The 22,231-nt window shown below is 39.4% G+C and carries 37 protein-coding genes; 13 read left to right on the forward strand and 24 right to left on the reverse strand.

Annotated features, from left to right (window positions below):
• Nucleotides 1-126: 126 nt before the first annotated feature.
• From VB796_RS21020 to VB796_RS21060, 9 genes are all read left to right on the forward strand, one after another.
• Nucleotides 127-579, forward strand: coding sequence for a DUF1804 family protein (locus VB796_RS21020; RefSeq protein WP_323348555.1), 453 nt, complete (start codon nt 127-129; stop codon nt 577-579).
• Nucleotide 580: 1 nt separating this feature from the next.
• Nucleotides 581-2,149: a hypothetical protein gene (locus tag VB796_RS21025; RefSeq protein WP_323348556.1), complete on the forward strand. Its 1,569-nt coding sequence runs from the start codon at nt 581-583 to the stop codon at nt 2,147-2,149.
• Between the two features lie 5 nt (nt 2,150-2,154).
• A complete protein-coding gene (locus VB796_RS21030; protein WP_323348557.1) occupies nt 2,155-2,577 on the forward strand; it encodes a phage protein Gp36 family protein in 423 nt (140 codons plus the stop codon).
• A gap of 117 nt (nt 2,578-2,694) precedes the next feature.
• On the forward strand, nt 2,695-3,966 hold the full coding sequence (locus tag VB796_RS21035) for a phage portal protein family protein (protein ID WP_323348558.1): 1,272 nt from the start codon (nt 2,695-2,697) through the stop codon (nt 3,964-3,966).
• 173 nt (nt 3,967-4,139) lie between these two features.
• Nucleotides 4,140-5,303: a hypothetical protein gene (locus VB796_RS21040; RefSeq protein WP_323348559.1), complete on the forward strand. Its 1,164-nt coding sequence runs from the start codon at nt 4,140-4,142 to the stop codon at nt 5,301-5,303.
• Between the two features lie 90 nt (nt 5,304-5,393).
• Entirely contained in the window at nt 5,394-5,936 is a 543-nt protein-coding gene (locus VB796_RS21045; protein ID WP_323348560.1) for a phage virion morphogenesis protein, read from the forward strand.
• Nucleotides 5,933-6,421 carry a hypothetical protein gene (locus VB796_RS21050; RefSeq protein ID WP_323348561.1) on the forward strand — a complete coding sequence of 163 codons (489 nt, stop codon included), beginning with the start codon at nt 5,933-5,935 and terminating at the stop codon, nt 6,419-6,421. Before VB796_RS21045 ends, VB796_RS21050 begins: the two co-directional genes overlap by 4 nt.
• Complete coding sequence (locus VB796_RS21055) at nt 6,405-6,767, forward strand: hypothetical protein (RefSeq protein WP_323348562.1); 363 nt, start codon at nt 6,405-6,407, stop codon at nt 6,765-6,767. The genes VB796_RS21050 and VB796_RS21055 overlap by 17 nt, the downstream gene beginning before the upstream one ends.
• Nucleotides 6,764-7,186, forward strand: coding sequence for a hypothetical protein (locus VB796_RS21060; protein WP_323348563.1), 423 nt, complete (start codon nt 6,764-6,766; stop codon nt 7,184-7,186). Before VB796_RS21055 ends, VB796_RS21060 begins: the two co-directional genes overlap by 4 nt.
• A gap of 34 nt (nt 7,187-7,220) precedes the next feature.
• Here the strand turns inward: VB796_RS21060 and VB796_RS21065 are convergent, their stop codons facing one another.
• From VB796_RS21065 to VB796_RS21175, 23 genes are all read right to left on the reverse strand, one after another.
• Nucleotides 7,221-7,664 carry a hypothetical protein gene (locus VB796_RS21065; RefSeq protein WP_323348564.1) on the reverse strand — a complete coding sequence of 148 codons (444 nt, stop codon included), beginning with the start codon at nt 7,662-7,664 and terminating at the stop codon, nt 7,221-7,223.
• The gene (locus VB796_RS21070; protein WP_323348565.1) at nt 7,661-7,918 is read right to left on the reverse strand and encodes a hypothetical protein; all 258 of its coding nucleotides are present in this window, start codon (nt 7,916-7,918) and stop codon (nt 7,661-7,663) included. The genes VB796_RS21065 and VB796_RS21070 overlap by 4 nt, the downstream gene beginning before the upstream one ends.
• A gap of 84 nt (nt 7,919-8,002) precedes the next feature.
• Nucleotides 8,003-8,494 (reverse strand): hypothetical protein, encoded by a 492-nt coding sequence (locus VB796_RS21075; protein WP_323348566.1) that lies wholly within the window; start codon nt 8,492-8,494, stop codon nt 8,003-8,005.
• A complete protein-coding gene (locus VB796_RS21080; RefSeq protein WP_323348567.1) occupies nt 8,478-9,101 on the reverse strand; it encodes a glycosyl hydrolase 108 family protein in 624 nt (207 codons plus the stop codon). Before VB796_RS21080 ends, VB796_RS21075 begins: the two co-directional genes overlap by 17 nt.
• Before the next feature lie 23 nt (nt 9,102-9,124).
• Entirely contained in the window at nt 9,125-9,352 is a 228-nt protein-coding gene (locus VB796_RS21085; protein WP_323348568.1) for a hypothetical protein, read from the reverse strand.
• 2 nt (nt 9,353-9,354) lie between these two features.
• On the reverse strand, nt 9,355-9,810 hold the full coding sequence (locus VB796_RS21090; protein ID WP_323348569.1) for a hypothetical protein: 456 nt from the start codon (nt 9,808-9,810) through the stop codon (nt 9,355-9,357).
• Nucleotides 9,810-10,061, reverse strand: coding sequence for a hypothetical protein (locus tag VB796_RS21095; protein WP_323348570.1), 252 nt, complete (start codon nt 10,059-10,061; stop codon nt 9,810-9,812). Before VB796_RS21095 ends, VB796_RS21090 begins: the two co-directional genes overlap by 1 nt.
• Before the next feature lie 2 nt (nt 10,062-10,063).
• Nucleotides 10,064-10,705, reverse strand: a complete 642-nt coding sequence (locus VB796_RS21100; RefSeq protein ID WP_323348571.1) for a hypothetical protein — start codon at nt 10,703-10,705, stop codon at nt 10,064-10,066.
• 1 nt (nt 10,706) lies between these two features.
• Complete coding sequence (locus VB796_RS21105) at nt 10,707-11,657, reverse strand: collagen-like protein (RefSeq protein ID WP_323348572.1); 951 nt, start codon at nt 11,655-11,657, stop codon at nt 10,707-10,709.
• The gene (locus VB796_RS21110) at nt 11,654-12,052 is read right to left on the reverse strand and encodes a hypothetical protein (RefSeq protein WP_323348573.1); all 399 of its coding nucleotides are present in this window, start codon (nt 12,050-12,052) and stop codon (nt 11,654-11,656) included. Before VB796_RS21110 ends, VB796_RS21105 begins: the two co-directional genes overlap by 4 nt.
• Nucleotides 12,049-12,384: a hypothetical protein gene (locus VB796_RS21115; RefSeq protein WP_323348574.1), complete on the reverse strand. Its 336-nt coding sequence runs from the start codon at nt 12,382-12,384 to the stop codon at nt 12,049-12,051. The genes VB796_RS21110 and VB796_RS21115 overlap by 4 nt, the downstream gene beginning before the upstream one ends.
• Nucleotides 12,385-12,793: 409 nt before the next feature.
• Nucleotides 12,794-13,069, reverse strand: a complete 276-nt coding sequence (locus VB796_RS21120; RefSeq protein ID WP_323348575.1) for a hypothetical protein — start codon at nt 13,067-13,069, stop codon at nt 12,794-12,796.
• On the reverse strand, nt 13,066-13,413 hold the full coding sequence (locus tag VB796_RS21125; RefSeq protein ID WP_323348576.1) for a hypothetical protein: 348 nt from the start codon (nt 13,411-13,413) through the stop codon (nt 13,066-13,068). The genes VB796_RS21120 and VB796_RS21125 overlap by 4 nt, the downstream gene beginning before the upstream one ends.
• The gene (locus VB796_RS21130) at nt 13,410-13,613 is read right to left on the reverse strand and encodes a hypothetical protein (RefSeq protein ID WP_323348577.1); all 204 of its coding nucleotides are present in this window, start codon (nt 13,611-13,613) and stop codon (nt 13,410-13,412) included. Before VB796_RS21130 ends, VB796_RS21125 begins: the two co-directional genes overlap by 4 nt.
• A 169-nt stretch (nt 13,614-13,782) precedes the next feature.
• Nucleotides 13,783-14,202 (reverse strand): hypothetical protein, encoded by a 420-nt coding sequence (locus VB796_RS21135; protein ID WP_323348578.1) that lies wholly within the window; start codon nt 14,200-14,202, stop codon nt 13,783-13,785.
• On the reverse strand, nt 14,202-14,852 hold the full coding sequence (locus VB796_RS21140) for a DUF3164 family protein (RefSeq protein ID WP_323348579.1): 651 nt from the start codon (nt 14,850-14,852) through the stop codon (nt 14,202-14,204). The genes VB796_RS21135 and VB796_RS21140 overlap by 1 nt, the downstream gene beginning before the upstream one ends.
• A complete protein-coding gene (locus VB796_RS21145) occupies nt 14,852-15,082 on the reverse strand; it encodes a hypothetical protein (protein WP_323348580.1) in 231 nt (76 codons plus the stop codon). Before VB796_RS21145 ends, VB796_RS21140 begins: the two co-directional genes overlap by 1 nt.
• Before the next feature lie 15 nt (nt 15,083-15,097).
• Nucleotides 15,098-15,421 (reverse strand): hypothetical protein, encoded by a 324-nt coding sequence (locus VB796_RS21150; protein ID WP_323348581.1) that lies wholly within the window; start codon nt 15,419-15,421, stop codon nt 15,098-15,100.
• Nucleotides 15,418-16,134 (reverse strand): ParB/Srx family N-terminal domain-containing protein, encoded by a 717-nt coding sequence (locus tag VB796_RS21155; protein ID WP_323348582.1) that lies wholly within the window; start codon nt 16,132-16,134, stop codon nt 15,418-15,420. The genes VB796_RS21150 and VB796_RS21155 overlap by 4 nt, the downstream gene beginning before the upstream one ends.
• Nucleotides 16,135-16,172: 38 nt before the next feature.
• On the reverse strand, nt 16,173-16,349 hold the full coding sequence (locus tag VB796_RS21160) for a hypothetical protein (protein WP_323348583.1): 177 nt from the start codon (nt 16,347-16,349) through the stop codon (nt 16,173-16,175).
• Between the two features lie 12 nt (nt 16,350-16,361).
• Nucleotides 16,362-17,291, reverse strand: coding sequence for an ATP-binding protein (locus tag VB796_RS21165; RefSeq protein ID WP_323348584.1), 930 nt, complete (start codon nt 17,289-17,291; stop codon nt 16,362-16,364).
• A gap of 61 nt (nt 17,292-17,352) precedes the next feature.
• On the reverse strand, nt 17,353-19,536 hold the full coding sequence (locus tag VB796_RS21170; protein WP_323348585.1) for a hypothetical protein: 2,184 nt from the start codon (nt 19,534-19,536) through the stop codon (nt 17,353-17,355).
• Nucleotides 19,537-19,538: 2 nt separating this feature from the next.
• Nucleotides 19,539-19,883, reverse strand: a complete 345-nt coding sequence (locus VB796_RS21175; RefSeq protein ID WP_323348586.1) for a hypothetical protein — start codon at nt 19,881-19,883, stop codon at nt 19,539-19,541.
• Between the two features lie 103 nt (nt 19,884-19,986).
• Between VB796_RS21175 and VB796_RS21180 the strand changes: the two genes are divergently transcribed.
• From VB796_RS21180 to VB796_RS21190, 3 genes are read left to right on the forward strand one after another with little or no spacing between them, the layout of a single operon-like run.
• The gene (locus VB796_RS21180) at nt 19,987-20,394 is read left to right on the forward strand and encodes a hypothetical protein (protein WP_323348587.1); all 408 of its coding nucleotides are present in this window, start codon (nt 19,987-19,989) and stop codon (nt 20,392-20,394) included.
• 19 nt (nt 20,395-20,413) lie between these two features.
• Nucleotides 20,414-20,710 (forward strand): hypothetical protein, encoded by a 297-nt coding sequence (locus tag VB796_RS21185; RefSeq protein WP_323348588.1) that lies wholly within the window; start codon nt 20,414-20,416, stop codon nt 20,708-20,710.
• 15 nt (nt 20,711-20,725) lie between these two features.
• Nucleotides 20,726-21,034, forward strand: coding sequence for a hypothetical protein (locus VB796_RS21190; RefSeq protein WP_323348589.1), 309 nt, complete (start codon nt 20,726-20,728; stop codon nt 21,032-21,034).
• Here the strand turns inward: VB796_RS21190 and VB796_RS21195 are convergent.
• Nucleotides 21,016-21,315, reverse strand: coding sequence for a hypothetical protein (locus tag VB796_RS21195; protein WP_323348590.1), 300 nt, complete (start codon nt 21,313-21,315; stop codon nt 21,016-21,018). The two genes, VB796_RS21190 and VB796_RS21195, sit on opposite strands and share 19 nt — an antisense overlap.
• Before the next feature lie 446 nt (nt 21,316-21,761).
• On the opposite strand from VB796_RS21195, the gene VB796_RS21200 reads away from it, so the two are divergent.
• Nucleotides 21,762-22,211 carry a hypothetical protein gene (locus VB796_RS21200; RefSeq protein WP_323348591.1) on the forward strand — a complete coding sequence of 150 codons (450 nt, stop codon included), beginning with the start codon at nt 21,762-21,764 and terminating at the stop codon, nt 22,209-22,211.
• Nucleotides 22,212-22,231: the final 20 nt, after the last annotated feature.

A 22,231-nucleotide genomic window follows, 5' to 3' on the forward strand; every position in this document is an offset into this window, starting at 1 on the left:
TTTTTCAGCCCTTGCAAGCCTTCTAATGTAGGGTTCGTGCAACCAGCCACAACCCTACATTATGGCACTTCGTGCCATAAAAAAACCTGCCTAATTTCAACCCAATAACCACTAAAAACTGGATTGATGACTCAGAAGGAAAAACGAGAGAATGCAATGAGCCTATTTGTTGAGCAAAGCTTCTCGAAACAAAAAATAGCAAAGTTTTGCGGCGTATCTGTGCAAACCATTTCGGCATGGGCTGAAGAAGACGACTGGGATTCTGTCAGAATGGACACGCTACGAGTTGAGAAAAATATGAAGATGAGAATCTACAAGCTCATCGACCATTCCCTTCAGGTATTTGAGCAAGAAATTGAAAACCAAAAAAATGAAGGCAAGCTCAAACACCTTGATAAAGGACAAATTGACGGATTGTCAAAACTACTTGCTGGCATCAAAGCGAAAGAACTATCATTCTCTGAGTCCGTGAAATTGCTTACTGAATTTATGGAGTACGTGAACACTCAGGACAACCACCTCGCCAAAGAATTAATACCATTTATTGACGGCTTTATTTCGGCTCTAAGAGCAAAATAATATGACTGAAAAGGATATTTTACTCCGATATGAGGAGTCGAAAAAAAACATAAAACGCTCAACGCCAGTCCCGACAAACGAGAGCGACGTGGCAAAAAAGAAGCGTATCGAAGAACTTCTCGGCAATTTCGAGAAGTTCTGTGCTTACTATTTTCCTCCATTTTTCGACCCGTCAACTGGAGGAGCAAAATTTGGCTGGTTTCACAAGAAAGCAGCCAAAGACATCCTTGCTGATAAGAATATTTTTGCCGTATTAGAATGGCCACGTGAACACGCAAAGTCTGTATTTTCAGATATTTTCTTACCGCTATACCTAAAAGCAAAAGGTGAGGTTTCAGGTATGATAATTGCCTCACAGTCGGCCGCCAAAGCAAAAGGCTTACTGGCTGACATACAAGCTCAACTGGAGTCGAATCAGCGGTACATTAACGACTTTGGCGTACAGTATAATTTTGGAAACTGGTCAGAGCAACATTTTGTAACGAAAGACGGAACTGGCTTTTGGGCTTTCGGCCGTCGTGAAAGTCCACGTGGAGCAAGGGAAGGAGAAAAGCGTCCTAACTTCTTGGTCATCGACGACCTCGACGATGACGAAGAGGTAAAAAACCCAGACCTTGTGGCAAAGTCTTACGACTGGCTCACTGGTGCTTTAATTGGAGCGATGGCGATTAAGCAACGCCGTATTTTAATGGTCGGAAACCGTATCCACAAGTCTTCCATTTTGGCTCATGTAGTTGGAGATTTAACAGACGACGACCCAGTTAATCCTGCGATTTACCACCTCAAAGTTTTTGCACTCGAAAACCAAAAAACGCACAAAGAAGACCAAAGCGAAACTGGTGTACCAGCATGGCGAGAACGTTACACCCGTGACGACATCGACCGTGTAATCCTTCAAATGGGTTACAGAATGGCTCAGCGTGAGTTGTTCCATCGCTTCATTGAGCTCGGTCGAGTCTTTAAAAATGATTGGCTACTCTACGAAAAACTTCCGCCTTTAAACACTTTTGATAACATTGTTACTTACAATGACCCCAGCTTTAAGGACTCCAAAAAGAACGACTTTAAAGCGATTATGATGGTCGGGAGAATCAAAAATAAGTGGTATCTAATAGACTGCTGGGTGAGGCAAGCAACACGAAACGCAATGGTAGTCGCTCATTACGATTTCCACGAAACATTGGAAGAAAAGGCCGTGAAAATATTTAAGCATTGGATTGAAGCAAACTTTATCCAAGATATGCTAATGGAAGACTATGTTACCGAGTCCGAAACTCGAAAATATATGCTTCCAATTCACGAAGACAAGCGAAACAAACCCGAAAAGAAGGGACGCATTGAAGGTTTAGCAGTGTACTTTGAACGAGGCTTAATTGTCATCAATGCCGACATCCAAAAGAAAAAGGACTACCAAAATTTCAAAGACCAACTTTTAGGATTCCCAACCGCACACGATGACGCTCCCGATGCCTTAGAAGGAGCTATTTTCAAACTCCGTGAGAATTACAAGCAAAACAAAACCCCTCCAGTGTTAGGAGGCACACGTAGAAAGCAATTTCGTAACTGTTAATTATTATGGCATACATTGAAATCAGAGACTTTGACAAGTCTATATATCCCGAAATCAAAAACGCAATTGCGAAGTATTCAGAGCAATACATTAACCATCAAATCAATTTTGCTCTTAGTCTTATCGAATCCCGTTTATCCGCTCGGTACGACATTCAAGCGGAATTTCAGAAAACAGGAGCAGACCGCAATGCTCTGCTCATTACCTACGGATTAGATATTGCTATCTACAACCTGTACTCGTCACAGGAAGCAATACCCGACCACCGAGTAAAACGCTATGACGACGCAATCGAGTTTCTACAAGATGTAGTAGGCAAGAAAGCGAACATCGCTGGCTTACCTGCATTAGTCATCGACGAGACCAACACCCCAAAAGGAGACATCAAAATGGGAAGCAACCCACGCCGTGCCAATCCGTCCTTTTAACCTATAATTAACACCCGATTAAGTACCGCTTAAATAAGCGGACATTCAACGCAAACTAATTTTAAGTATATAGTTATATCAAGCAAAGAATAAACGCTTAAAATCAAAGAAATCAAAATGGCAGAGTCACCAAAACAAGTTACAGAACAAACGAAGTTCCCCATAAAGGTTATTCCTCGTGACCAAACCGCCAAAACCCTCGATGATTGGTTAATGGCTCGCAATGCCTCACAATCAATCTACCAGCCAATACATAAGCCGAGAATTGACCTTTTTGAAAACATCCTACTGGATGGACACGCCGCCATGATTATTGAGCAACGTATTCTCCAAATTACAAATATCAGCTATTCGTTCACTGTGGATGGTAAACCTTACGAGCCAATCAATCAGTTTTGCGACAAGCTTTTCTTTTATGAGCTACTTCAATACATACAAGAAGCTCCCATTTGGGGAAGCTCATTAATTGAGGTTGATTTTCGCCAGCAAACTACATCGCTCGTAAGTCGCCAGCACGTCGTTCCCGAACTTAACGCCGTTCTGCCCGACCCTTATAATACTTCGAGCGGCGTTGATTTTACAAAGCCGCCTTACGACCGAACGACCTTTTTGGCTGGCAAAAGTTGGGATTTAGGGCTACTTTTCAAGATAGCTCCTTATGTATTGTATAAGCGAGGCAATTTGCAAGATTGGGCAACATTCAACGAACTGTTTGGTATGCCCTCACGTATCTACCTATACGACCCTCTCGTTCCTGGCAATTACGAGGAAGTTTCTAAGCAAGCCGCCCAAACAGGAGCGAATAGTTGGGCAGTCCTTCCAATTGGCTCTGACATGAAACAAGAGTCCGTAGCTGGGAAGTCGGGAAATGACACGTACAAAGTTTTCTTTGATACGCTCAATTCCGAAATCACGAAGGCGATTTTGGGTCAAACAATGACGACGGAAAACGGAAGTAGCAAGTCGCAAGCTGAAGTACACGCCGAGACTGAAGACGCTATCAATGCGAATGACCGTCGAAGAGTAGAAGCAATTCTGAACGAGAAGGTTGTTGCTTTATTGAGAAAGCAAGGCTTTGACGTTCCCGAAAAAGGACGTTTCCACGCACGAGATGAAGACGAAGAACTTTCACCCAAAGAGCAACTTGAACGAGATATTATGCTACATGAAAAAGTGGCAAAATTACCGCTCAAATATTTTGAGGAAAAGTACGATGTACAGTTTGACCCAAATCAACCTGAGCCGAACGACCCAAAAGAAACGACCGACACGGAAGAAGAAACGCCAGCAAAAACGCCAACTAAAAACAACCCTAAAAAAGTTATAAAAGCGGCTGAAAAAGGAGCAAAGGGTTTCGTAGATTGGATTGAAAAGAGTTTTTTCGCATAAGCCCCGACGACTCGTTTCTCAACGATGACATCGGGGCTGCCATCCATGCCGCCTACGGAAGCCCTGAGATTATTGCAAAAAAATGGTGGAAGTTAGCAGAAGGTGAGCCACTTTTTGAGGTTAAGAATATCATATTTGATGCCCTAAAGGAAATATGGGAAGGTAGCGAAACTGTGCTGAACGCAAAGCTCTTTGGCATAACCTACAAAGCTCTATTCGAGTCAATCGAAAAGGGTTACGGACACGTACAGTACGGAATGCCCGACTATGAGTTTGTAAGACAGCTACAAAATTCAGCAAAGTATTTTGCCGCTCGAAAGACAGCTTTGCAAGTTATCCAATTGACAGCTCTCACCGCCGACCCAGCAAAAGGGACAAAGCGAAGCTGGAGAGAATTTAAGCAGTTGGCAAAAGGGGTCGTTGGTAATTATAATCAAACATGGTTAAAAACTGAACAAGATACTGCTCTAAGTGTTGCTCAATCAGCACGCCAATGGAAAGATTTTGAAAAGACAAAACACCTTTTTCCTAATATTATCTATCGTAAAACTACCTCAGCAAAACCTGACAAAGGACATTTAGCATACGTTGGGATTATACGAGCAATGGATGACCCATTTTGGAATGAACATACTCCTCCAATTCGATGGGGTTGTAAATGCAGTATTGATAATACTGACGAAGAAGAAACGGACATCCCAAATGACATTGACCTAATAGACCCTGTTGAACCGTCTTTAAATAACAACGCTGGTAAAACAGGAGAGCTATTCAATATCAAACAGACCACTTACGCAAACAAAACTGAGCATATTCCTGATGAAACAATAAATAAAAAACTAAGAACAGAAGTTTATCCTAAACTTGATTTTTACGCCAATGCTTACGAAAATAAGGACAATGGCGGAGCATTATTTATTCATGCTGGAGTTCCTGAAGACGAATTCAATCTAAATGTGAAAAACGGCTTTATACTGGCAAAAAATGGCTATAAAGTAAAAATTGAACCAAGAAGGTTTGTCGATGGACAGTCAGACCCCGACCTACTTATTAATGGCAAGAAAGCCGACCTGAAAGCCCCAACGACAAAGAACGCAATTAATAGCCGAGCAAGAGACGCAAATAATCAAGGCTGTGAATATGTGGTGTTTTCAGTAAAACGTGAAAATTTCGACTATGGTTATCTCGCTGATTCACTAAGAAACTCGCTTGGAAACCAAGACAGAAAAACAAACATCAAAAAAGTAATTGTACACTATAAAGATAATAATGAGCTTTTTGAGTTTGACCGTTCGGAGCTGAAGACTAACGAAAGCATATTGGAAAAGCTAAAATAAAAATAGCTCAAACAGGTGTTTGAGCTATGGGGAACGTTGACGCAAATCGCTGTTCAATACAAATGTATAAATTAATTTTAAAAATCCAAAATGAATTTAGCTGAAGCCTTACGAAAACACCACAAAGTTGTTACCAATTACATAAAAAACGACGCTCCCGATGTAATTGGAAAGTATGCTGTAAGTCATGCTCAAAAAAGTTTTGAAGACGAAGGATATACTGATTCACAACTTGAACCATGGAAGGAGGTAAAGAGACGGAATATCAAAGGTGATTCTCGAAACCAAACTCGACCTATTCTTTCTGATACTGGATACTTGAAAAAATCAATTCGCTATCAAAAAACTGGACAGTTGATACAAATAGGTACTGATGCAGTTTATGCAAAAATACATAATGAAGGAGGCACGATTACACTCCCTGCACGTTCTGAAACATTCAAACGAGAGCGACATACAAGCGGAAAGAAAAAAGGCAAGTTTAGCGGCGGTACAACTTCAGGACAAGGCTTTACATTTAAGGAGAGTAAAATTACCATACCTCAACGCCAATTTATCGGAAAGAGTAAACAACTGGAACAGCAGATTAAAGACAAAATCATAAAAGACTTAAAACGCATCACAAAAAAATGATTATACAGGCATTCCGTGAAATTAGAGCCGCTCTTCAGGAAGTTGAAGGCTTACATTATATAGATTTAGACAGAGGACAATTAGAAAACCCTTCAAAGTTCTCAACGCCGATGTCTTCCAGCACAGTTTTAATTGACTTTCTGGACGGTATTGACTGGAAAAGCGTACTGAAGAACACACAACGTGGCGAGTGTGTTTTTGCCGTAAAAATTGCCGTGCGTCTTCCTGACGAGCAATTCATTGAACACGACCTTGAGCAAGACTTAGACGCTCTTGAAATCGCTGAAGAAGTAAACGTCGCAATCATCGCAATGGGAGGCATGAACCGAATTAAAACAATTGCCTACCCGAAGGCTACGCTATTCGTAATAGAACACCAATACATTACAGGCTTTGACTACGAACCAAATCCTTCAAAGTACAAACAAGAAGTATTGAAACGCCTTAAACTAACCATAAATATTGACAATGAAAGAAATCCTTGATTATCTAAAAACACACTCCAGTATATTAATGCTGGTCGGCATTGTGGCTTATGCTGTATTTTTCAAACCGTCCGAGTCAACGGTTTTCCTTAACGATGCTCAGGAGAAAGCCACACAAGCAACCCTGCTCGCAAAAGAAACCCAAAAGCAAGCTGAAAGCCTAAAGTACGAACTACAACAAGCTCAGCTCCAGCTTAACGTTTCAATGCAAATTATCACAAAATACTCCGATGCCAACGCCGCTCTTGAGCGTACATATATCGCCGAAAAACGAACAACGAAGAGTCAAATAGACTCAACGTTGTACTATCTCAATCAACTTAAACAGTTACAAAAAGCATTATGAAAAAGCTCCTTTTTACTTTGCTCCTTACAATATTCTGTATTGAGACCCCAACGGCTCAGGTCGTACCACCACAAGCCGACGTGCTTGAGTTCCTAAAACAATTCCCAACGGCTCAGGTTCTCAAGACGATTAACAACCTACAAGCCGACCTGAAAGCTTGCGAAGAAACCAAAACCAAAATACTCGCCAACGCTGACAGCTCTAACCGCCAATTAACAAAAGAAAACGCAGCACTTAAACAGCGTTTAAGCACCGCTGAAATGACGACGGATATTATTAGAGTAAATGCCAATAAGACTGAAATCCTAACCACAGGCATTAAAAAAGATATTAATAAATCGAAGTTTTGGGGTTTTGTTGACAAGTACGGACTGGCAATAATAGCGGCAGGAGTAGGTTATACAATTGGTAAGAACTAAAAAGAGCCTCCATTTGGAGGCTCTTTTTATATGGTTATAAAATTTGGATTTTACCATCTTCAATGTCTTTTTTATTCGCATCTACAAAAGCAGTCTTTCCTGCATTTCGACCAAAAGACATAAAACGTTGAGTTTGTACTTCCGATTCCATTTCCATCGCCCACTCTCCCTTGAATATTGTCTTGTTATGACCAAATATAACCCACTCATCGCTATGAGCATTAGTGCTTATAACTATCCGAGTTGCTATATGAGAACAAATAGATTTGATTTTATCAGAATATGCCTGAGGAACTGAGATAACAATCTCATCATATTCTAAAAGTTTATCTATTGGCATTAAACTTTTAGCACCTATGGCAGCCAACTGTCCTAACAAATCTCTTATAATAAGATTTTCACTTTCACGCAAAGTAAGTCGTGGCTTATCCATTCTGTTAGCCATTCCCCGAATATCTTCAATTGTAAGTTTTCTCATTTTCGTCTCTTTCCTTTAAAGTTTAAAATCGGCTCATATTTCTGGTGCATCTCAAGCGTAAACCAGTGGCGATATTTACAGTAGTTGAATAATCCTTCTAACAATATACTGGTTTGTGTTTCACCAAAAACACTTCTATTTACTACAAAATCTAAAAGCTCTTTTTGTTCAACTGTCAAACGAAGCTCCACTCGCACGGTTTTAGCTCCTTCAGCTTTTTTCTTTCGTCCACGCTTTTCTTCTTTTTCTTCCATTCTTGCTATTTTTGTACGTACAAAAATAAACAAAAAACCCGAAAAACAAAGCTTTTCGGGTTTACATTAAAACCAAATTCTAAATTATTTTTTAACTAACAATGGCGGAATGCTTTGCTCCTTGAGCTTTGCGAGCTGCGTTTCATTTTCGTTTATAAGGCGAGCCTTCGCCTTAACAACCTTTTGTAGCTCCACCGTTTGCTCCTCAACCTTATCAACCAACTGATTAGCTTTCATGGTCGCTTCGTTGACCTGTTGTAGTTTACCTCTTAGTTTTTCAGACTCACGAGCCAGCCGCTCAGCTAAGAGACGGTTTTCGATGATGGCAGATTGAAAGCTCGCAACGCAGGTATCGCACATACCGAGCTGCTCTTTATCAATTTTAGTAACTTGTTTCGACAAGTTATTAATGGCAACAACCGAAGCCGTGTCCAATACGATACCCGACGGAGCGTAATACTGCTGAGCAGTAATTGACTCAACAACTGGAGCTTGCTTTGCCGCTGGTTGTGTATCACAACTGATAACGATAATAACCGAGCAAAGCAATAATGAAATTCTAAGCAAATTTTTCATTTTGATGTTTTGTTTTTAGTTTAACCAATCTATTTTTCCAACCTTTCAGAAACTTCTTTTGCGTTCCGACGGCTATCTTGTTGTAATAATCTAAGCGGTAATTATACAGCTTATTATAGAGCTGTATTGGGGGAGATTTATTAATGGCCGCAATTGTCTGCTTGCCAATTTTGCCATCGGGTTCAACCCGTACTATTCGTTGCAAAGCTTTCACGTGCTGAAAATCCTTTCCAAATCCTGAATTAACGATGAGGTCAACATAAAGTTCCGCAATGCTTTGGCGTCGGAATTCAGAAGCTTTGACGGCATCCCAGTAGTCTTCGTGGTAAATGGGTTTAACATCCCTCAAAACCGTAACCTGTAAGTCTCGCTCATCAACTTTTCCGTCCTTATTTTTATCGCAAATCAAAACCTCAATTTTCTTATAAGCACAATACTGTTTGTATCGACTTAGGGTAACTCCAAACTTTGTTGCACCGCCTTTGTCGTACTGTGTCACCGTAAATAAAATCCCTTCTAATCGAATAAGCGTCGGGAAAAACTTTTCAAAATCAGCACCTCGAATACTATTACTCAGGAGCAAAAAACATAAAATTAATCTATTCATAAATTAGTGGTTAAGTAATACTCTCAAATAGGCTCTTTCTTCTCTTCGTCTGTTTTGCGTCCACCAAATAGAAATATGGTAATACCCGAAACAAGTCCACCCAAATAAAAAATTACATTATTGATAACTTGAATATTTGTAGCAGGTATTGGGTGAAATAACAGCGTAAACAGCAACACAATCAGCGATGCCACAATCATTATAATGACAATGTTTTGCGTTTTAATTTTCTTGATTTCAACGTATTTCATGGCTAATCTTTTTCTGTTACAATCCCCCTAAAACGTTCCTTTCCTACTCGTGTTTCCTGTTGCAGTCGATTCAAAATCGTTGAGTCATTTTGATATAGCACTTTGAGTTGCTTCTTGAATTTTTGATATTCAACACGTAACTCAAAGAATTGACTCAGCCTATTCCAACTCATCAATAAGGCTTCGTAATTGTACTCTTGTGGTACTTTTGAAAATGCAAACGTTTGATTTACTCGTGGATTCTTTGCAATTGCATCATTAATTTTATTAATGAGTTGCTCGTCATTTTTTGACATTGCCTTACCTGCTTGCTTCCCAGTGGCATACTTACCATACACTTGCTTTCTTAACTCTGTCAACTCTTCCGTATTGGTAGAGCTAAGGTCTATTGTTGCATCCTGACCAAACCCAATCAAAAACGAAATCCCGAATAGTACGGTAAAAATTAGCTTTTTCATTAGTTGCCTCCCTTTATTTTAAAAATGTAATTGCCTGTAAAGTTTAATCTACCATTTGCTGACATCTCATAATTTTTACACGATTGATTTTGTGTAATATTTACGACGTGTGCAATCTTTATGTTTTTCGTAGAGTCTGGAACGAAGCCACAACTCCAAATAGCAGGATTATTATAATTTCCATCCGCAACAGTTGTGCAGTCGATTGGAAAAAACAAAAGAAAAAGATTTACAATAGTTTGAATAATCATTATCAGTACACGTTATAGTTTTGAAAATTTATCCCATTTAAACTCGCTCCTTTTGTCCAACTGATGTACGCTTCATAGCTTAACAACCGATTAACAACAACCGAAGTATCTATTTTGAGCCGTGCGAAACCAGACACATATACATTTCTGCTCGTAGAGTTTGGTATAGCATTAGTATTGAATGTCTGAATTGAAGACCAATATCCATTCTTGACAACCCTATCCGTAATTTGCACCTCTTCTTTAATGACTTTTGTACAGGATGTTTTCAGCGTGTAACTCGGCGGTGGATACGTATTCTGACAATTATAGCCAAACATATATAAGCTACTATTACTTACACTGTCGGCTCTATAATCCAGATACACCCCATTCAATCCCTTGTTAATTCCCCACATTACAACCGCCCCTTGTCGCACAAGTACCGTATTGACAGACACAGTAGTATCAATCATAATTGTAGTATTGCGAGAAATAATAACGTTTTTCAATCCGCCATTTGGCACTTCATTACTACTCCATACAGAAGGATTGCTCCAATTTCCATTTCTAATTGTACTGTCTGTTGTGGCAACAATAGCCGATTTTTTGGTTGTGCTGCCAATGTAAAAAAGCGGCAAAAAAAGCAAAAACAAATATTTCATATTAGTATATAGTAAGTGTACCCGACCTCTTTTTGAAAAAATAGACAGATACTTTTTTCGTTGAATTGTTGATTTTGTATTGAACTATCATTGTTGAACCTGTCGAGTTTTGTACTCTAATATTTAATGGGTCAATTACATTATGCTCAGATTGTGCCACAACAACACTATCCGAATTCGTGAAATTTTTGACAAACTTGACGTGTAGAAACTCCCCAGCATCACCTTTCAAACCTTGAATACCCTGTGAGCCAGTCGCTCCTGTATCGCCTTTCAAACCTTGAACACCCTGTGAGCCAGTCGCTCCCGTATCGCCTTTCAAACCTTGAATACCCTGTGAGCCAGTCGCTCCCGTATCGCCTTTCAAACCTTGAATACCCTGTGAGCCAGTTGCTCCAGTATCCCCTTTCAAACCTTGAATACCCTGTGAGCCAGTCGCTCCCGTATCGCCTTTCAAACCTTGAATACCCTGTGAGCCAGTCGCTCCAGTCGCTCCTACATCCCCTTTAAAACCTTGAATACCCTGTGAGCCAGTTGCTCCAGTCGCTCCTGCATCCCCTTTAAAACCTTGAATACCCTGTGAGCCAGTTGCTCCAGTATCCCCTTTCAAACCTTGAATACCCTGTGAGCCAGTCGCTCCCGTATCGCCTTTCAAACCTTGAATACCCTGTGAGCCAGTTGCTCCAGTATCCCCTTTCAAACCTTGAATACCCTGTGAGCCAGTCGCTCCCGTATCGCCCTTATCACCTTTCTGTATGTATATCCAGCCATTAGACGTATAAGTGTAAATACCAACAATACCATCATTTTGAAAGATTGACAAGCCAATTTTCGGGTTTACAATCGCCAAGCGTTGTGCTTGTGTTTTAGGATTAAGTACAATCGCATCAAACGACCCCTGCCCATAACAAGACAGCCCAACAAGTAAGAGAAAAATGATTCTGATAATCATATTGATATATAGTCTAAGGTTTGAGCATTCTGCCAAACTCCATTTATTTTCTTTTGAAGTAGTAGCTCCGAATTAAGCCCGTCGTATGCTTCTACAATTCGCCAGCGGTTATTTCCTGCAAATAAGCTTAATGAAACCGCTGGATTATTTTCCGCTGGGAAAGAATAATTACCACGTGCGTACAAGAAATCTTGTACAGTACCAACATTACCATCTTGCAGCCATACCTGATACGCACTTTTCCCCTCTCTACCTCTTTCTATGACATCAACGAGACTGGTATCGTTTGAGCTTAACCCAATGGTACTCGACAATACACTACTAACAATTACCGACCCTGCCGCTTTCTCTACAACGCCAACTTTGTGTTTTTTTCGTGAAACTCCTATTTTCATCTTAGCGAAGATTTAACGTAAAACTTACCACCAAAAAGCGTCACAACTGTATTATCAAGACTCTTAAAACTTACATCATACATATACTTTCCTGCTGGCAGTATCATTTGTGTAGCCGACTTAATAAGTCGCACATCCTGTCCATTCAATTCGATTGTACCATCAGCAGTAGAAAATAACAATACAGGCTCGCCGTCATAAAACTCCTTAATCGTTGCCTTTACTTCCATTGTTGACACAACCTGAAAAGCATTTTCAATCGTATAAGTATGGTCGAATGTATCTCCACTTATCACGTCCAGTATATCAACTTTTGTAAATTCGTAACCCATAGCTTTAAAAAAAAATTAGCACACCCAAAGGCGTGCTAATGTGCAACACCGAACCTTTAAATAGTATCTTCTCGTCTCAAAACTAATACAAAAAAAAGGGCTAAATACTATAAGTATTTAGCCCTTTTGTAGTGTTGTGGTTGCCTCCCCGATGCCTTCGTAAAGTATTTTATTGTGTGCGTTTTTGAAGAAAACTTCCAAGTAAAACACCTCCAATGAATACTGTAAAAAGTAGGATAATCGCTAAGAACGTCTCCATATCATTGTTAAGTTATCAGTATAATCTTTTGCAAATCGAATAAATGTTTTTGTGGCTTTAATCAATCCAATTATTATTGCTGTTGCCACATAAATAATACTAACTATCGGCGAAACCACTATCCAAAATACAGTTTCCAAAATTTTGTGTTCAATTGTTCTGTCCTTCATTTCCATTGTCTTCTTCGTTGGTTATAGCATCGAACAAGTCGAGCTGGTTTTCAAATTCTTTATTCTTTTTTACTTTGTCTCCATAGACCCCAATTCGATACACGATGTCCTCAACTGTACGTGGTGCAAGAAAATATTTCTTCGCCAGTTTCGATATAGCCCACGGAGACTTCCGACCTTCAGTTGTTACCATCCTGTCAAACTCGTCTTGGACGGCCTTCGCTCTTTCGGCGGCATGGGGTCTTAATATCTTCATTTTGTCAGTAGTTTTTGGTGAATATCCCTGCAAACTTCGGCGGTTATTACACTCTCAAGGCTATCTTGTGTCAAGTCGTTAAGCAGTCCCCAAGAGCAACACTCCCAAAAAGTCAAAGCTGAAATATAGTCCAGTTTAAGCTTAAATTCTACATCAGGATAATAACCAGCATAGAGCATCTTTCCCGACATATTCTTTTGCAATTTCAACAACAGTAGCTGGTATATATGCTCTTCAGTTGTTTTGTTTTCCTTTGATGCCAGCCTTTGTGCTAAAACTGAAATTAAATTCCCGAAGCACAAATATTGTGTTGCTGTAAATACCCAATTGATTGAATGGCTCATGCTTTTTTGTTTAATGAGTTTCTCCAATTCTCCAATCCAGTTATCACCTTCGAGAGCGTTTCTGTGTCTGTCACTTCATAGAAATACGCTACGTGGTAATACTTTGCTATCCATGTATTAAGTTTTGAAAAATCAATGTTTGGCTTTTCTCCACTTACCAGCCCTAAGCTTCTCGCAAGATTTAGGGCTTTAGCTCGCATCCGTTTGAGCTGGTCTTCTGAGCGACCTTCCAGTACTTTAATTGCCTTTGCCATCTCAATACGGCTCAAATCACTTGACGACTCGCACCTCCCATCCGAGGCCGTCTTAACGATTTCCAGCTTCGTCTCAGCATCAATTTTATGCTGAGACAAGAGCTGGTGAAATCTGCTATTTTGAGCTTGTGTTCTTAGACTCATCTTTGTACAGTTTTAACGGCTCACCGATTAACTCATACCATCCGTCCTTGTCACACTCAAGGCCTATCTGCCATTTTAAGCCAGTACAAATTTTGTCGGCTGGCAAATACGGCTTGTATATCTCCATTACCTTCTCAACAAATCCTGTATTTGAAAACTCAAATCTGTCTTTGTTGAGTATAAACTCCTGACCACCCTTTGTAAAGTTTATGTAAAAGACTTTCCCAATTTGCCTAAATAAAAGACAGATACCTTTTTCTAACTTGAGCTTTTCAATAGCACAGTTATTCAATGAAACTTTTGTAGTAGCAAGAGAAATCGAAAAGTAAGCAATCCTTTCATGCCCTTGTCTTCGCTTACATTCCATCGGATTAATGATTATTTCTTCCATTATAGTGATGCGAGGTTTAAGTTTAACGGTCGCCAAGTATCGCCATCGCCATCCTTGACATTAAATTCTATGTACCATTTTGTCCCAGTATGGTTGTAAGATTCTTTCAAGAGCTTACAAGCTGTTTTCCAATCGGGGTCATCGTAGCGGTCTTCAAAGCTGAGTACTTGCATAACTCTGCTGTATTCAAGCTTTCCTTTTTTGCGTTCCAACAAGCTCATTAACATCTCAAATGTATTTGGGTCTGATGCTTGCAGGGTACGCTCAAAAAATCCTCTGATATGCTCCTCAGCCAAATCAGCTCGCTCGTCATAGTCGCCGAGATTTCTTTGTTTCAGGGTGATTTTCATCGTTCCCTCATCATTGGCAATCGTAAACCCTCCCTTTGAATTTTTCGGCAAATCGCCGTATTCTTTCATCATTTCCCGAAACGTCGTAAGGTCACCGAACGTCTGTTTGTGTAAGTCAGCAAGTGATTCTTCAATCAATTTTGCCGCCATCGTACACATATTAACAATGTCGTTTCGGGTGTTTTCGTAAGCATCTCGTTGCTTCTTTTGTTGTTCGGCTTTTTGTTTTTTTCTGAGGTTGAACGCCGCTTCTAACTGTTCGTCCGTTAGGCTGGCAATGTTGTTTTCTGTAATTTCCATCAGTTGTAATTATTGTTAAAATTATTCTCCAGCATTATCGCTGTAAATGCCTCACATAAGGCTGGGGTTTTGTCAATCGCTCTGACTATTTGCCGAGCGAGAAGGCTCTCATCGCCAGCGATTGCCGTTGCAGCTTCAGCCTCGCCGTCGCTGTCAAGAAATACTCCGAGCCGAAACTCGGCGGCTGGCTCTTGGTCGCTCAGCCTAATTCTAAATACTCTGTTTTCCATGCTTCCTTGCTTGTTTTATTGTATCAAATCATTAATTAAATATACTCGTGGCGTTATGCCTTTTAGTTCCGACTGTGCGATGTAGTCTCGGCTTAACTTCCAACATTCCAAAAAACTTTGCTCAACCTGCTTGAGCCATTTGCTCGAACCCGAAGGCTTCAGTATTACGCCAGTTATCAAGTCTTTTACACTTTTCATCGCTATTGAATCCGCCGACTGTGTGATTGGAAATCCCATTCCGTCGTACTCTACTTCCTTAATAGTTCGGTCGGTTTCCATGCTAATTATCAACGCCCAGTCTGACTCGGCCGATTGATACCATATTGGGACTTTCTTCATTTTATTTTCCTGAGAAGAAGTTTCTTTCCTTGATTCCTGTAATTGTATATTTTCTCAAATTGCTCTAAATACTGGTCTGATAATATTGCAGGACTCAATAAACTTTTATTTATTTTAATCTTAGAGATAAAGTATTCTCTATCAAACCCATCGACAGTAAGGACATATCTTAGAGCCGCAATCAATACTTTTTTATCAGGCTTAAAAGGGAATATTTCTACTAAATCCAGATAAAGCCTTAAAATCTTGGACACCCTATCGAAGTCTTTTTCATTAAAAACAAACTCGCCTTTATTAAACTTATCGGTACTTATTGTGAATAATGTTGATGAATAACCACCGAATTTCATTTGAAAAATATCTTCTAATCTTTGTAATAGAATATAACTTGACACTCCCATCTTTGCATAATAATGCACATAATCACTTTTCGTCCAGTCCTTTGTATTAGTTTCCGCACTTCTAATTTCTTCTAAAGTCAGGTTTGTGATTTTATAATATATTACCAAGCCCAAATCTTTCCTAACTCTAAACCTGTGCTGACCATTTACTACCATTAATTTTCCATCTTTCACAATAACATCTATTGGAAAATGCTCTCCGAGGTCTTTTTCTACGATTGCCTTTTTTAGCTTTTTAAGATGTCTCTCATCAAGTGGCTTATTGACTTCAATGTCAAACATGTAATACTTATTTGTTTTTAAAATTTCCATTGCTCCCTTGTTTTATTTGTTCGAGTATCTCCTCCATATCACTGTAATAATCGTGTCACAATTCCATCATTAATCGTGCGTTCAAAGGCTTTCGTTTCCGTGCTGGCGTTGGCTTTATCAACAAATACCAACGCCGCAAATCCTTTTCTTCTTATGGTTGTAGTAGTCCCAAAACAACCATTATCTTGCTTATAAGTCTTAATTGTTATCTTCATCTTAACCAGTGTTTAAATGCCACTTAAAACCTTCTCCCGTTGTACCAATCTTTTTAATCTTCGCATATCTTCAACCATCAATACATAACTCGCACCGCTCTGTTTTTGGATAGGCTCAAGCTCCCTGAATATGTTATCAATAATCTTACTATCAGTCACACCATTAGCCTCACAAATCAATCTCACATCGTCTTTTGTCGCACCCATCAACTGCACAAACTTGCGTCCTAATCGGCTGTGAATCTCATCGTAACCTTTCACCGCTTTGCGTCGTCTGTTCTCAATTTCCTTTGCGAGATTCTCAGTTCCTGCCAGTACGATGCCGCACTCATCTTCCAGTTTATTGAATAGCGTAATAATGAAGCGTATCGCTGAAGCTTTCAATTTGTCAGCCTCGTCAAGTATCAAAATTGGCTGGCAACTGGCCGTTTTACTTCTGAAAAAATCAACCACTTTTTTGGATAGTGTATTGATGTCTTGATAGGTCTTTTTTGTCTCAATTCCGACCGACTGGCAAAGCTCAAGTAAGAACTGTCTTTTGCTCCAATCATCGCACTCCAACACAAATACAGCTTCGGGGTCAAGGCTCTGAAAGTATTTGATTCCTGCCGATTTCCCTGAGCCAGCTTTCTCACTTATTCCCATGCACATTCCGTTTTCCTGAGCCGCCCTGAGCGTGTGGAGCATCAACTTTGCGTTTGTGGTATTCTCGGCGATTGTCCAAGTGGTAGAGGTGAATTTATACCCAAGAGACTTCCCGATTTTTACCCACATCGCTTCCGAAACCAGCCCCCAGTTTTCGGTTTTCATAATAGAGTTTGAGATAGTCGAAGGGTTAACTTCACACTTGGCAGCTACCTTGTTATAGCTACCCAATTGTACTTTGCTTTCGTCGATAAGCTCTCTGATTGCCAGCCTATCTTTGTCGGTTACTCGTTTCATAATTCAATACTATTTTAAGGTTGTGATTTACTTATTTTGATGATTTGGCGAGGCGGTTAGCTCACCACAAACTAACCGCTCTCCGTTCCAAATCTTTATCGCTCAACACCTCCAAGATTCCTTCTACACTTGTCTCGTCACTCCCCCTCTCAATTGGAGAGGGGGTTGGGGGGTGAGGTTTTTTCGCACTTTTCGTAATCTTACTGGTGTGAAGAATAGCCTTCGACATCGGCGGATTTTTCAATCTGTATTCCTCCATTGCTCGGCCTTCTGCCAGCTCTTTATCATCTTTGGCGATTATCGCTCCGAGCCTCAAATCACCTTCGTTTAACACTTCTCTTTCGCCACCTTCCAAAGCTTCATTTCGTGCCTTTTTCAATTCAGCTTGCAAAGCTTTCTTCTTGGTTTGGTAGTCAGTATTTCGCCCAAACTCAGCATCTTTACCGTACAATTGAATCTTGGTGAATCGTTGAATCGTAGCGAGGTGTTTGTCCGTTTTGGGGTCGAATAACATAATCTCCTCTAAGGTTTCTTTGTCGTATCTTACCGTAACCTTCGGGTAATTCGTGTGTATTTCGAGATACTTACTATCGTTCATATCAAACACTATCGAACCCTCACCACGTCGCTCAAAAACAATCTGATAATTTCTAATTTCTCGCTCCTGAACAGCCCAAAACAAAGCTGGTTTATCCCAAATCTCAAGCGTAATAATGTTAGGCTTTTCGCAGGTCTCATATAGTTGCATTGGGCTTTGGTCGAGACTCTTAAATCGCTTGCTATACTCGCTCAATTTTACCGAATTGTATCGCATCATCAAGGCATTGTGAGTCGTCCAAGCTTTGTCCCAATCCCAGCCTTCAGACTTTAACCTTTGGCGGCTTTTTTGTAAGTATTGAGCCGTTGGTCTGCTGTTCTCATCCGTTGACAAAATACCCTCACCAATCCACATTTTTTCCTCACTTTCAAACACTTCTTGAAGCGTTTTAAAACCTCTTTCGGCCATTGCTTTTGATGTCGAAACCTTCCCTTCCGTGTACTTCATCCCCAGGGTTTCCATCTTACCAAATAAGCCTTCCAGCTCCTTCGTTTTTGAGAATCTATCCACCCGAAGTTCGTATGGTAAATGTCCCGTAACCTCAACCGCCATCCGTAACGCCTCCCAGTACATATCCGAGTTTTCAGCCAAACCGTAAGACCAACCTAAGTACGCTCCTGAGTACACGTCACGCAGAGCAACTATGTACAAGCTTCGTCTTACACCATCCACCTCAAAGCCGTCCCACTGTACCTTCGTTCCGTCCATTTCCCAGCAATCTGCCGCAAACATTGCCCTTGCCAGCGGTGTACTGGTACGCCATTTCTGCTTCTTTTTCGAGCCATCGTCAAACCTCACAGAGTTCACAATCGCTTGCGTTTTTGGTTCGTTCATAATCCGTCTTATCGTTGCTTCGCTCGGTATCATTTCTTCCCATAGCGAGTAGCGTTTTTGTACCATTCTGATAATCTGCTGATTGCTCCAACCCTTACCGCTTATCATTTGCCGAACCACTAAGGAGAGTATTTCTTTCTTCGTCACATCGTCAAATTTCGTCTTATGGTCATTGTCAGCTCTTGGCAACTTTACCACCTCAAAACCTGCTAACTTTTCCTGTACCATTAGGGATATTTTCTCCCGAAATCTCACGGGGTTCATGGGCAGATATTTCAATGGAAAGTACATTTTTTGATTTTCAGAAATCCACGCCGTAGCAGCTTCATAACCCGAATAATCCTTCCATTTCAAACCCTTCTCAACGTACCACTCAACCACCTCATCCAAAACCGCCGCCGCTCGGCTCAAACATTTCAATTGTCGCTCTCGTAGCTCGCCATGTTCGGTTTTAATGTCAGCATACTTCTTCAGGTACTTTATATAAGTCTTCGTACAAGCCTCTTCAAGTCTATCTTCTAAGGTTTCATCAAAGTCCCACGACGCAAGAATATCGCCCTTCATTTCACGCATTTTCTGCCATGTAATCGGGTCAAGACCGTCAAAGTATTTATCGCAAACCGCCTTCTTATACTCCTCTTTCATCGTCGAGAAGCGTATCCAAGTACGGCGTTGGTCTTGGTCAGGAAGTTTAGTTCCTTGCCAAGATGGAGCTTTACGCTTAATCCCTTGCCAAATAACATTTATGGTTATTTGGCAAGCATCCGAGATGCTTTCCATTTCGAGATATGCTTCGTCGTTATAAATCTGCATGGCTAATGGTCGTTTAAACTTCCTAAATCTGACTCTCCGCATCGGGTACAGAAATACCCAAACATTCCGTGTATTTTATCTTCGTCGGTACAACCTAAATCGCACTCACTGACGATAAACTTTTCTCTTTCTTTCGCTTTGGAACTGTCCTCGCCACACTTTGCCTTGCTACACTGATGGCGGTCAAAGCATCGCTTATTGTCTTGTTGTTCCGCTCTCCATTCGCCACTTTTCGCACATACACATGACTGTATCCCGTCATCTCTGCGACTCGCTGTAAATCCCCGTGTTGTCTGTTCATTTTCCAACTTTTTTAAGTTTAAACTACCGCTTAATAGAATTACCATTGCGGTATGTGGTTTTTATTGTTACTTTGTAACTGGTTTCTGATACAAATATATTAGAATTTATTCTAATAATCAAAGCAATAATTAAAATATTTTCTAATAAATGAAAGATTACAGAGATAGATTGAGGGAGTATTTAGAGAAAAATGCCATAAAACCAGCCTATTTTGTACGAGAGCTGGGTTTTAGTAACGGGCTAATAAATAAGTTGTTAGCAAAAGAAATTCATATTGGAGTCGACAAATTAGAAAATATGCTAAATCATTTTGATGATTTAGACCCAAATTGGCTATTGAAAGGTCAAGAATTATCTACAAATCAATCTGCCACTATCATACCTGAGCCTACACCACAGACAAAATCAACCCAAGAAAACGAAGAATTAGAAGAAAAGAAGTATGTAATAAAACTACAAAAGCAAAGGATACAAGAATTAGAAGAGAAGATAAAGGCTTACGAAACAGCCAAGCAAACTCCACAACGTAGCATGGCATATACTACTAATCAATAACTATAATTAACCTACTAAAATGGAAAAACAAATACTTGAAATATCAAAAAAGCACATCGGCGATGCTTTAGGCTTTACAATATTGTGTAAAGATTTAGAACCATCAATCACAAGCTTTGGAAGCTCTATTGATGCTGAAACGGAAGTTTTTTACAAGTTTGAATCCACATACATCGAACTTTCTGAGCTATCCAATGATGACAATGGGACATTTTACATCATAGCCACTTTTAAGTTCAATATTGACAATCCAAAAAATCAAAAAATAGTATCAGACTTTGCATCATTAAAAGGCTTCAAAAGCGATAATTTTTAAACATAAAGATAAAAGATGAATGGACTCAGTTACGAGTATTTACTCAAGGAGCTAAATGAGATGGGAATTAAACCAGCTATCAACGATAGTGCTGAGACATTCCATAGCATAACGAAAAGACCTACCGATGGTGGCTTTGAAATCGTCAGAGATAATCTAATTAAGGGTAGTCTATTTTTATTAACCTTATCATTTACAGATACACAAAAAGAAACTTTAAGAGCCTCTATCGAGACCCTTGAGAATGCAGTTGATAGACTTGAATTGTCAGAAGAAATTACAGTAATCGCTGGAATAATAAAGAACTATAAAAAGCCTTTATGATAATACTCAAAGTCCATTTTGTCAACTGATTGACACTCTTTATTGGTAGTATTTATAATATCTTCCAGTTCATCTTTGCTTTTATGCTGACAAATTTCAAAACAATACAACAGCAAATAATTACGGCTGGTATTATTTAATACTTCTTCAAACTCATTTCTGTATTCAGGATTATTCATTCTAACAAATACCTTCAGCCAGTCATTATGCCAATAAAAAAAGTTTACTAAATACGACGGCGTTTCAGTTACACCCAATAGTCCGTTATCTGAAAGTTTCATATCATTAGTGGTTTTATAGTAAAAAAAGCAAGATACTAAATGTTCGACATAATTTGGCGACATATTGCCAAATGTAAAAAAATATGACAGATAATTTTGACAGGTATTACCAAATGTAAAAAAATTAAGTGGTATTTAACCAGTATATAATAACTGCTTAAATACCACTTAATTAACAACAAAAAAGCCCCAATACGTAGAGTACGGGGCTTTTTTGTAATACTGTCAAAATCGCAACCAAATTTAAAGCAAACCGCTTAAATAACCACTTAAATACAGGAAATCTTAAACATAACTTCAACCACAATTAAAATTTTCACATTTCACACTTTTACAACTCATTCAAAATCAATAAATTAACTTTCAAACTTTAACTTTTCGTTTGATGCCCTAATCTTCCATTAGCACAAAACTCAAATTGTATATTTTCTTTAAAGGCAAAATTGATGAATAAAGCAGATATGTTTTTAAGATTTAATTTTGATTTAAACTCAAAAAATGAAGCGTTTGTTTGTCGAGGAGAAGTCGTGAAAATGCAGGCAAATACTGTAAATCAAGTCTTAAAATCATTGGTGATGGCAGAAATCAAAGCAGGTTTTATTGAAAGCTTTTCCTTTAATTTGAAAGGAAATAAAATGGGTGTAAAAGGCTCGGCAATAATGCTTTATAAAAGATTGGATGTAATGATTTATAAGCAAAAAAACGGCTTCGGGCATTTCAAAAAGCGTAAGTTTTTGTCCTTTATTGCCAATAGTTTCGTGATAAAAAATAGCAATCCTCTCCGTAAAAAAAACGTTAGAATTGCTAAAATTGATTATCAACGTGTACCCAATAAAGCCTTTTTTTATACCATTTGGAAAAGTTTGGTAGATGGCATTTATGGCTCAGTAATTTAGTTAGTGCATATTATATTGTG

The sequence above is a fragment of the Arcicella sp. LKC2W genome, assembly GCF_034931005.1.
In the GTDB taxonomy this organism is placed as follows: Bacteria; Bacteroidota; Bacteroidia; order Cytophagales; family Spirosomataceae; genus Arcicella.

Excerpts from the sequence above, each read along its gene's own strand:
- VB796_RS21020 (WP_323348555.1), top strand. The coding sequence starts at position 127 with ATGACTCAGAAGGAAAAACGAGAGAATGCAATGAGCCTATTTGTTGAG.
- VB796_RS21025 (WP_323348556.1), top strand. The coding sequence starts at position 581 with ATGACTGAAAAGGATATTTTACTCCGATATGAGGAGTCGAAAAAAAAC.
- VB796_RS21030 (WP_323348557.1), top strand. The coding sequence starts at position 2,155 with ATGGCATACATTGAAATCAGAGACTTTGACAAGTCTATATATCCCGAA.
- VB796_RS21035 (WP_323348558.1), top strand. The coding sequence starts at position 2,695 with ATGGCAGAGTCACCAAAACAAGTTACAGAACAAACGAAGTTCCCCATA.
- VB796_RS21045 (WP_323348560.1), top strand. The coding sequence starts at position 5,394 with ATGAATTTAGCTGAAGCCTTACGAAAACACCACAAAGTTGTTACCAAT.
- VB796_RS21050 (WP_323348561.1), top strand. The coding sequence starts at position 5,933 with ATGATTATACAGGCATTCCGTGAAATTAGAGCCGCTCTTCAGGAAGTT.
- VB796_RS21055 (WP_323348562.1), top strand. The coding sequence starts at position 6,405 with ATGAAAGAAATCCTTGATTATCTAAAAACACACTCCAGTATATTAATG.
- VB796_RS21060 (WP_323348563.1), top strand. The coding sequence starts at position 6,764 with ATGAAAAAGCTCCTTTTTACTTTGCTCCTTACAATATTCTGTATTGAG.
- VB796_RS21065 (WP_323348564.1), bottom strand. The coding sequence starts at position 7,664 with ATGAGAAAACTTACAATTGAAGATATTCGGGGAATGGCTAACAGAATG.
- VB796_RS21070 (WP_323348565.1), bottom strand. The coding sequence starts at position 7,918 with ATGGAAGAAAAAGAAGAAAAGCGTGGACGAAAGAAAAAAGCTGAAGGA.
- VB796_RS21075 (WP_323348566.1), bottom strand. The coding sequence starts at position 8,494 with ATGAAAAATTTGCTTAGAATTTCATTATTGCTTTGCTCGGTTATTATC.
- VB796_RS21080 (WP_323348567.1), bottom strand. The coding sequence starts at position 9,101 with ATGAATAGATTAATTTTATGTTTTTTGCTCCTGAGTAATAGTATTCGA.
- VB796_RS21085 (WP_323348568.1), bottom strand. The coding sequence starts at position 9,352 with ATGAAATACGTTGAAATCAAGAAAATTAAAACGCAAAACATTGTCATT.
- VB796_RS21090 (WP_323348569.1), bottom strand. The coding sequence starts at position 9,810 with ATGAAAAAGCTAATTTTTACCGTACTATTCGGGATTTCGTTTTTGATT.
- VB796_RS21095 (WP_323348570.1), bottom strand. The coding sequence starts at position 10,061 with ATGATTATTCAAACTATTGTAAATCTTTTTCTTTTGTTTTTTCCAATC.
- VB796_RS21100 (WP_323348571.1), bottom strand. The coding sequence starts at position 10,705 with ATGAAATATTTGTTTTTGCTTTTTTTGCCGCTTTTTTACATTGGCAGC.
- VB796_RS21105 (WP_323348572.1), bottom strand. The coding sequence starts at position 11,657 with ATGATTATCAGAATCATTTTTCTCTTACTTGTTGGGCTGTCTTGTTAT.
- VB796_RS21110 (WP_323348573.1), bottom strand. The coding sequence starts at position 12,052 with ATGAAAATAGGAGTTTCACGAAAAAAACACAAAGTTGGCGTTGTAGAG.
- VB796_RS21115 (WP_323348574.1), bottom strand. The coding sequence starts at position 12,384 with ATGGGTTACGAATTTACAAAAGTTGATATACTGGACGTGATAAGTGGA.
- VB796_RS21120 (WP_323348575.1), bottom strand. The coding sequence starts at position 13,069 with ATGAAGATATTAAGACCCCATGCCGCCGAAAGAGCGAAGGCCGTCCAA.
- VB796_RS21125 (WP_323348576.1), bottom strand. The coding sequence starts at position 13,413 with ATGAGCCATTCAATCAATTGGGTATTTACAGCAACACAATATTTGTGC.
- VB796_RS21130 (WP_323348577.1), bottom strand. The coding sequence starts at position 13,613 with ATGCGAGCTAAAGCCCTAAATCTTGCGAGAAGCTTAGGGCTGGTAAGT.
- VB796_RS21135 (WP_323348578.1), bottom strand. The coding sequence starts at position 14,202 with ATGGAAGAAATAATCATTAATCCGATGGAATGTAAGCGAAGACAAGGG.
- VB796_RS21140 (WP_323348579.1), bottom strand. The coding sequence starts at position 14,852 with ATGGAAATTACAGAAAACAACATTGCCAGCCTAACGGACGAACAGTTA.
- VB796_RS21145 (WP_323348580.1), bottom strand. The coding sequence starts at position 15,082 with ATGGAAAACAGAGTATTTAGAATTAGGCTGAGCGACCAAGAGCCAGCC.
- VB796_RS21150 (WP_323348581.1), bottom strand. The coding sequence starts at position 15,421 with ATGAAGAAAGTCCCAATATGGTATCAATCGGCCGAGTCAGACTGGGCG.
- VB796_RS21155 (WP_323348582.1), bottom strand. The coding sequence starts at position 16,134 with ATGGAAATTTTAAAAACAAATAAGTATTACATGTTTGACATTGAAGTC.
- VB796_RS21160 (WP_323348583.1), bottom strand. The coding sequence starts at position 16,349 with ATGAAGATAACAATTAAGACTTATAAGCAAGATAATGGTTGTTTTGGG.
- VB796_RS21165 (WP_323348584.1), bottom strand. The coding sequence starts at position 17,291 with ATGAAACGAGTAACCGACAAAGATAGGCTGGCAATCAGAGAGCTTATC.
- VB796_RS21170 (WP_323348585.1), bottom strand. The coding sequence starts at position 19,536 with ATGCAGATTTATAACGACGAAGCATATCTCGAAATGGAAAGCATCTCG.
- VB796_RS21175 (WP_323348586.1), bottom strand. The coding sequence starts at position 19,883 with ATGGTAATTCTATTAAGCGGTAGTTTAAACTTAAAAAAGTTGGAAAAT.
- VB796_RS21180 (WP_323348587.1), top strand. The coding sequence starts at position 19,987 with ATGAAAGATTACAGAGATAGATTGAGGGAGTATTTAGAGAAAAATGCC.
- VB796_RS21185 (WP_323348588.1), top strand. The coding sequence starts at position 20,414 with ATGGAAAAACAAATACTTGAAATATCAAAAAAGCACATCGGCGATGCT.
- VB796_RS21190 (WP_323348589.1), top strand. The coding sequence starts at position 20,726 with ATGAATGGACTCAGTTACGAGTATTTACTCAAGGAGCTAAATGAGATG.
- VB796_RS21195 (WP_323348590.1), bottom strand. The coding sequence starts at position 21,315 with ATGAAACTTTCAGATAACGGACTATTGGGTGTAACTGAAACGCCGTCG.
- VB796_RS21200 (WP_323348591.1), top strand. The coding sequence starts at position 21,762 with ATGAATAAAGCAGATATGTTTTTAAGATTTAATTTTGATTTAAACTCA.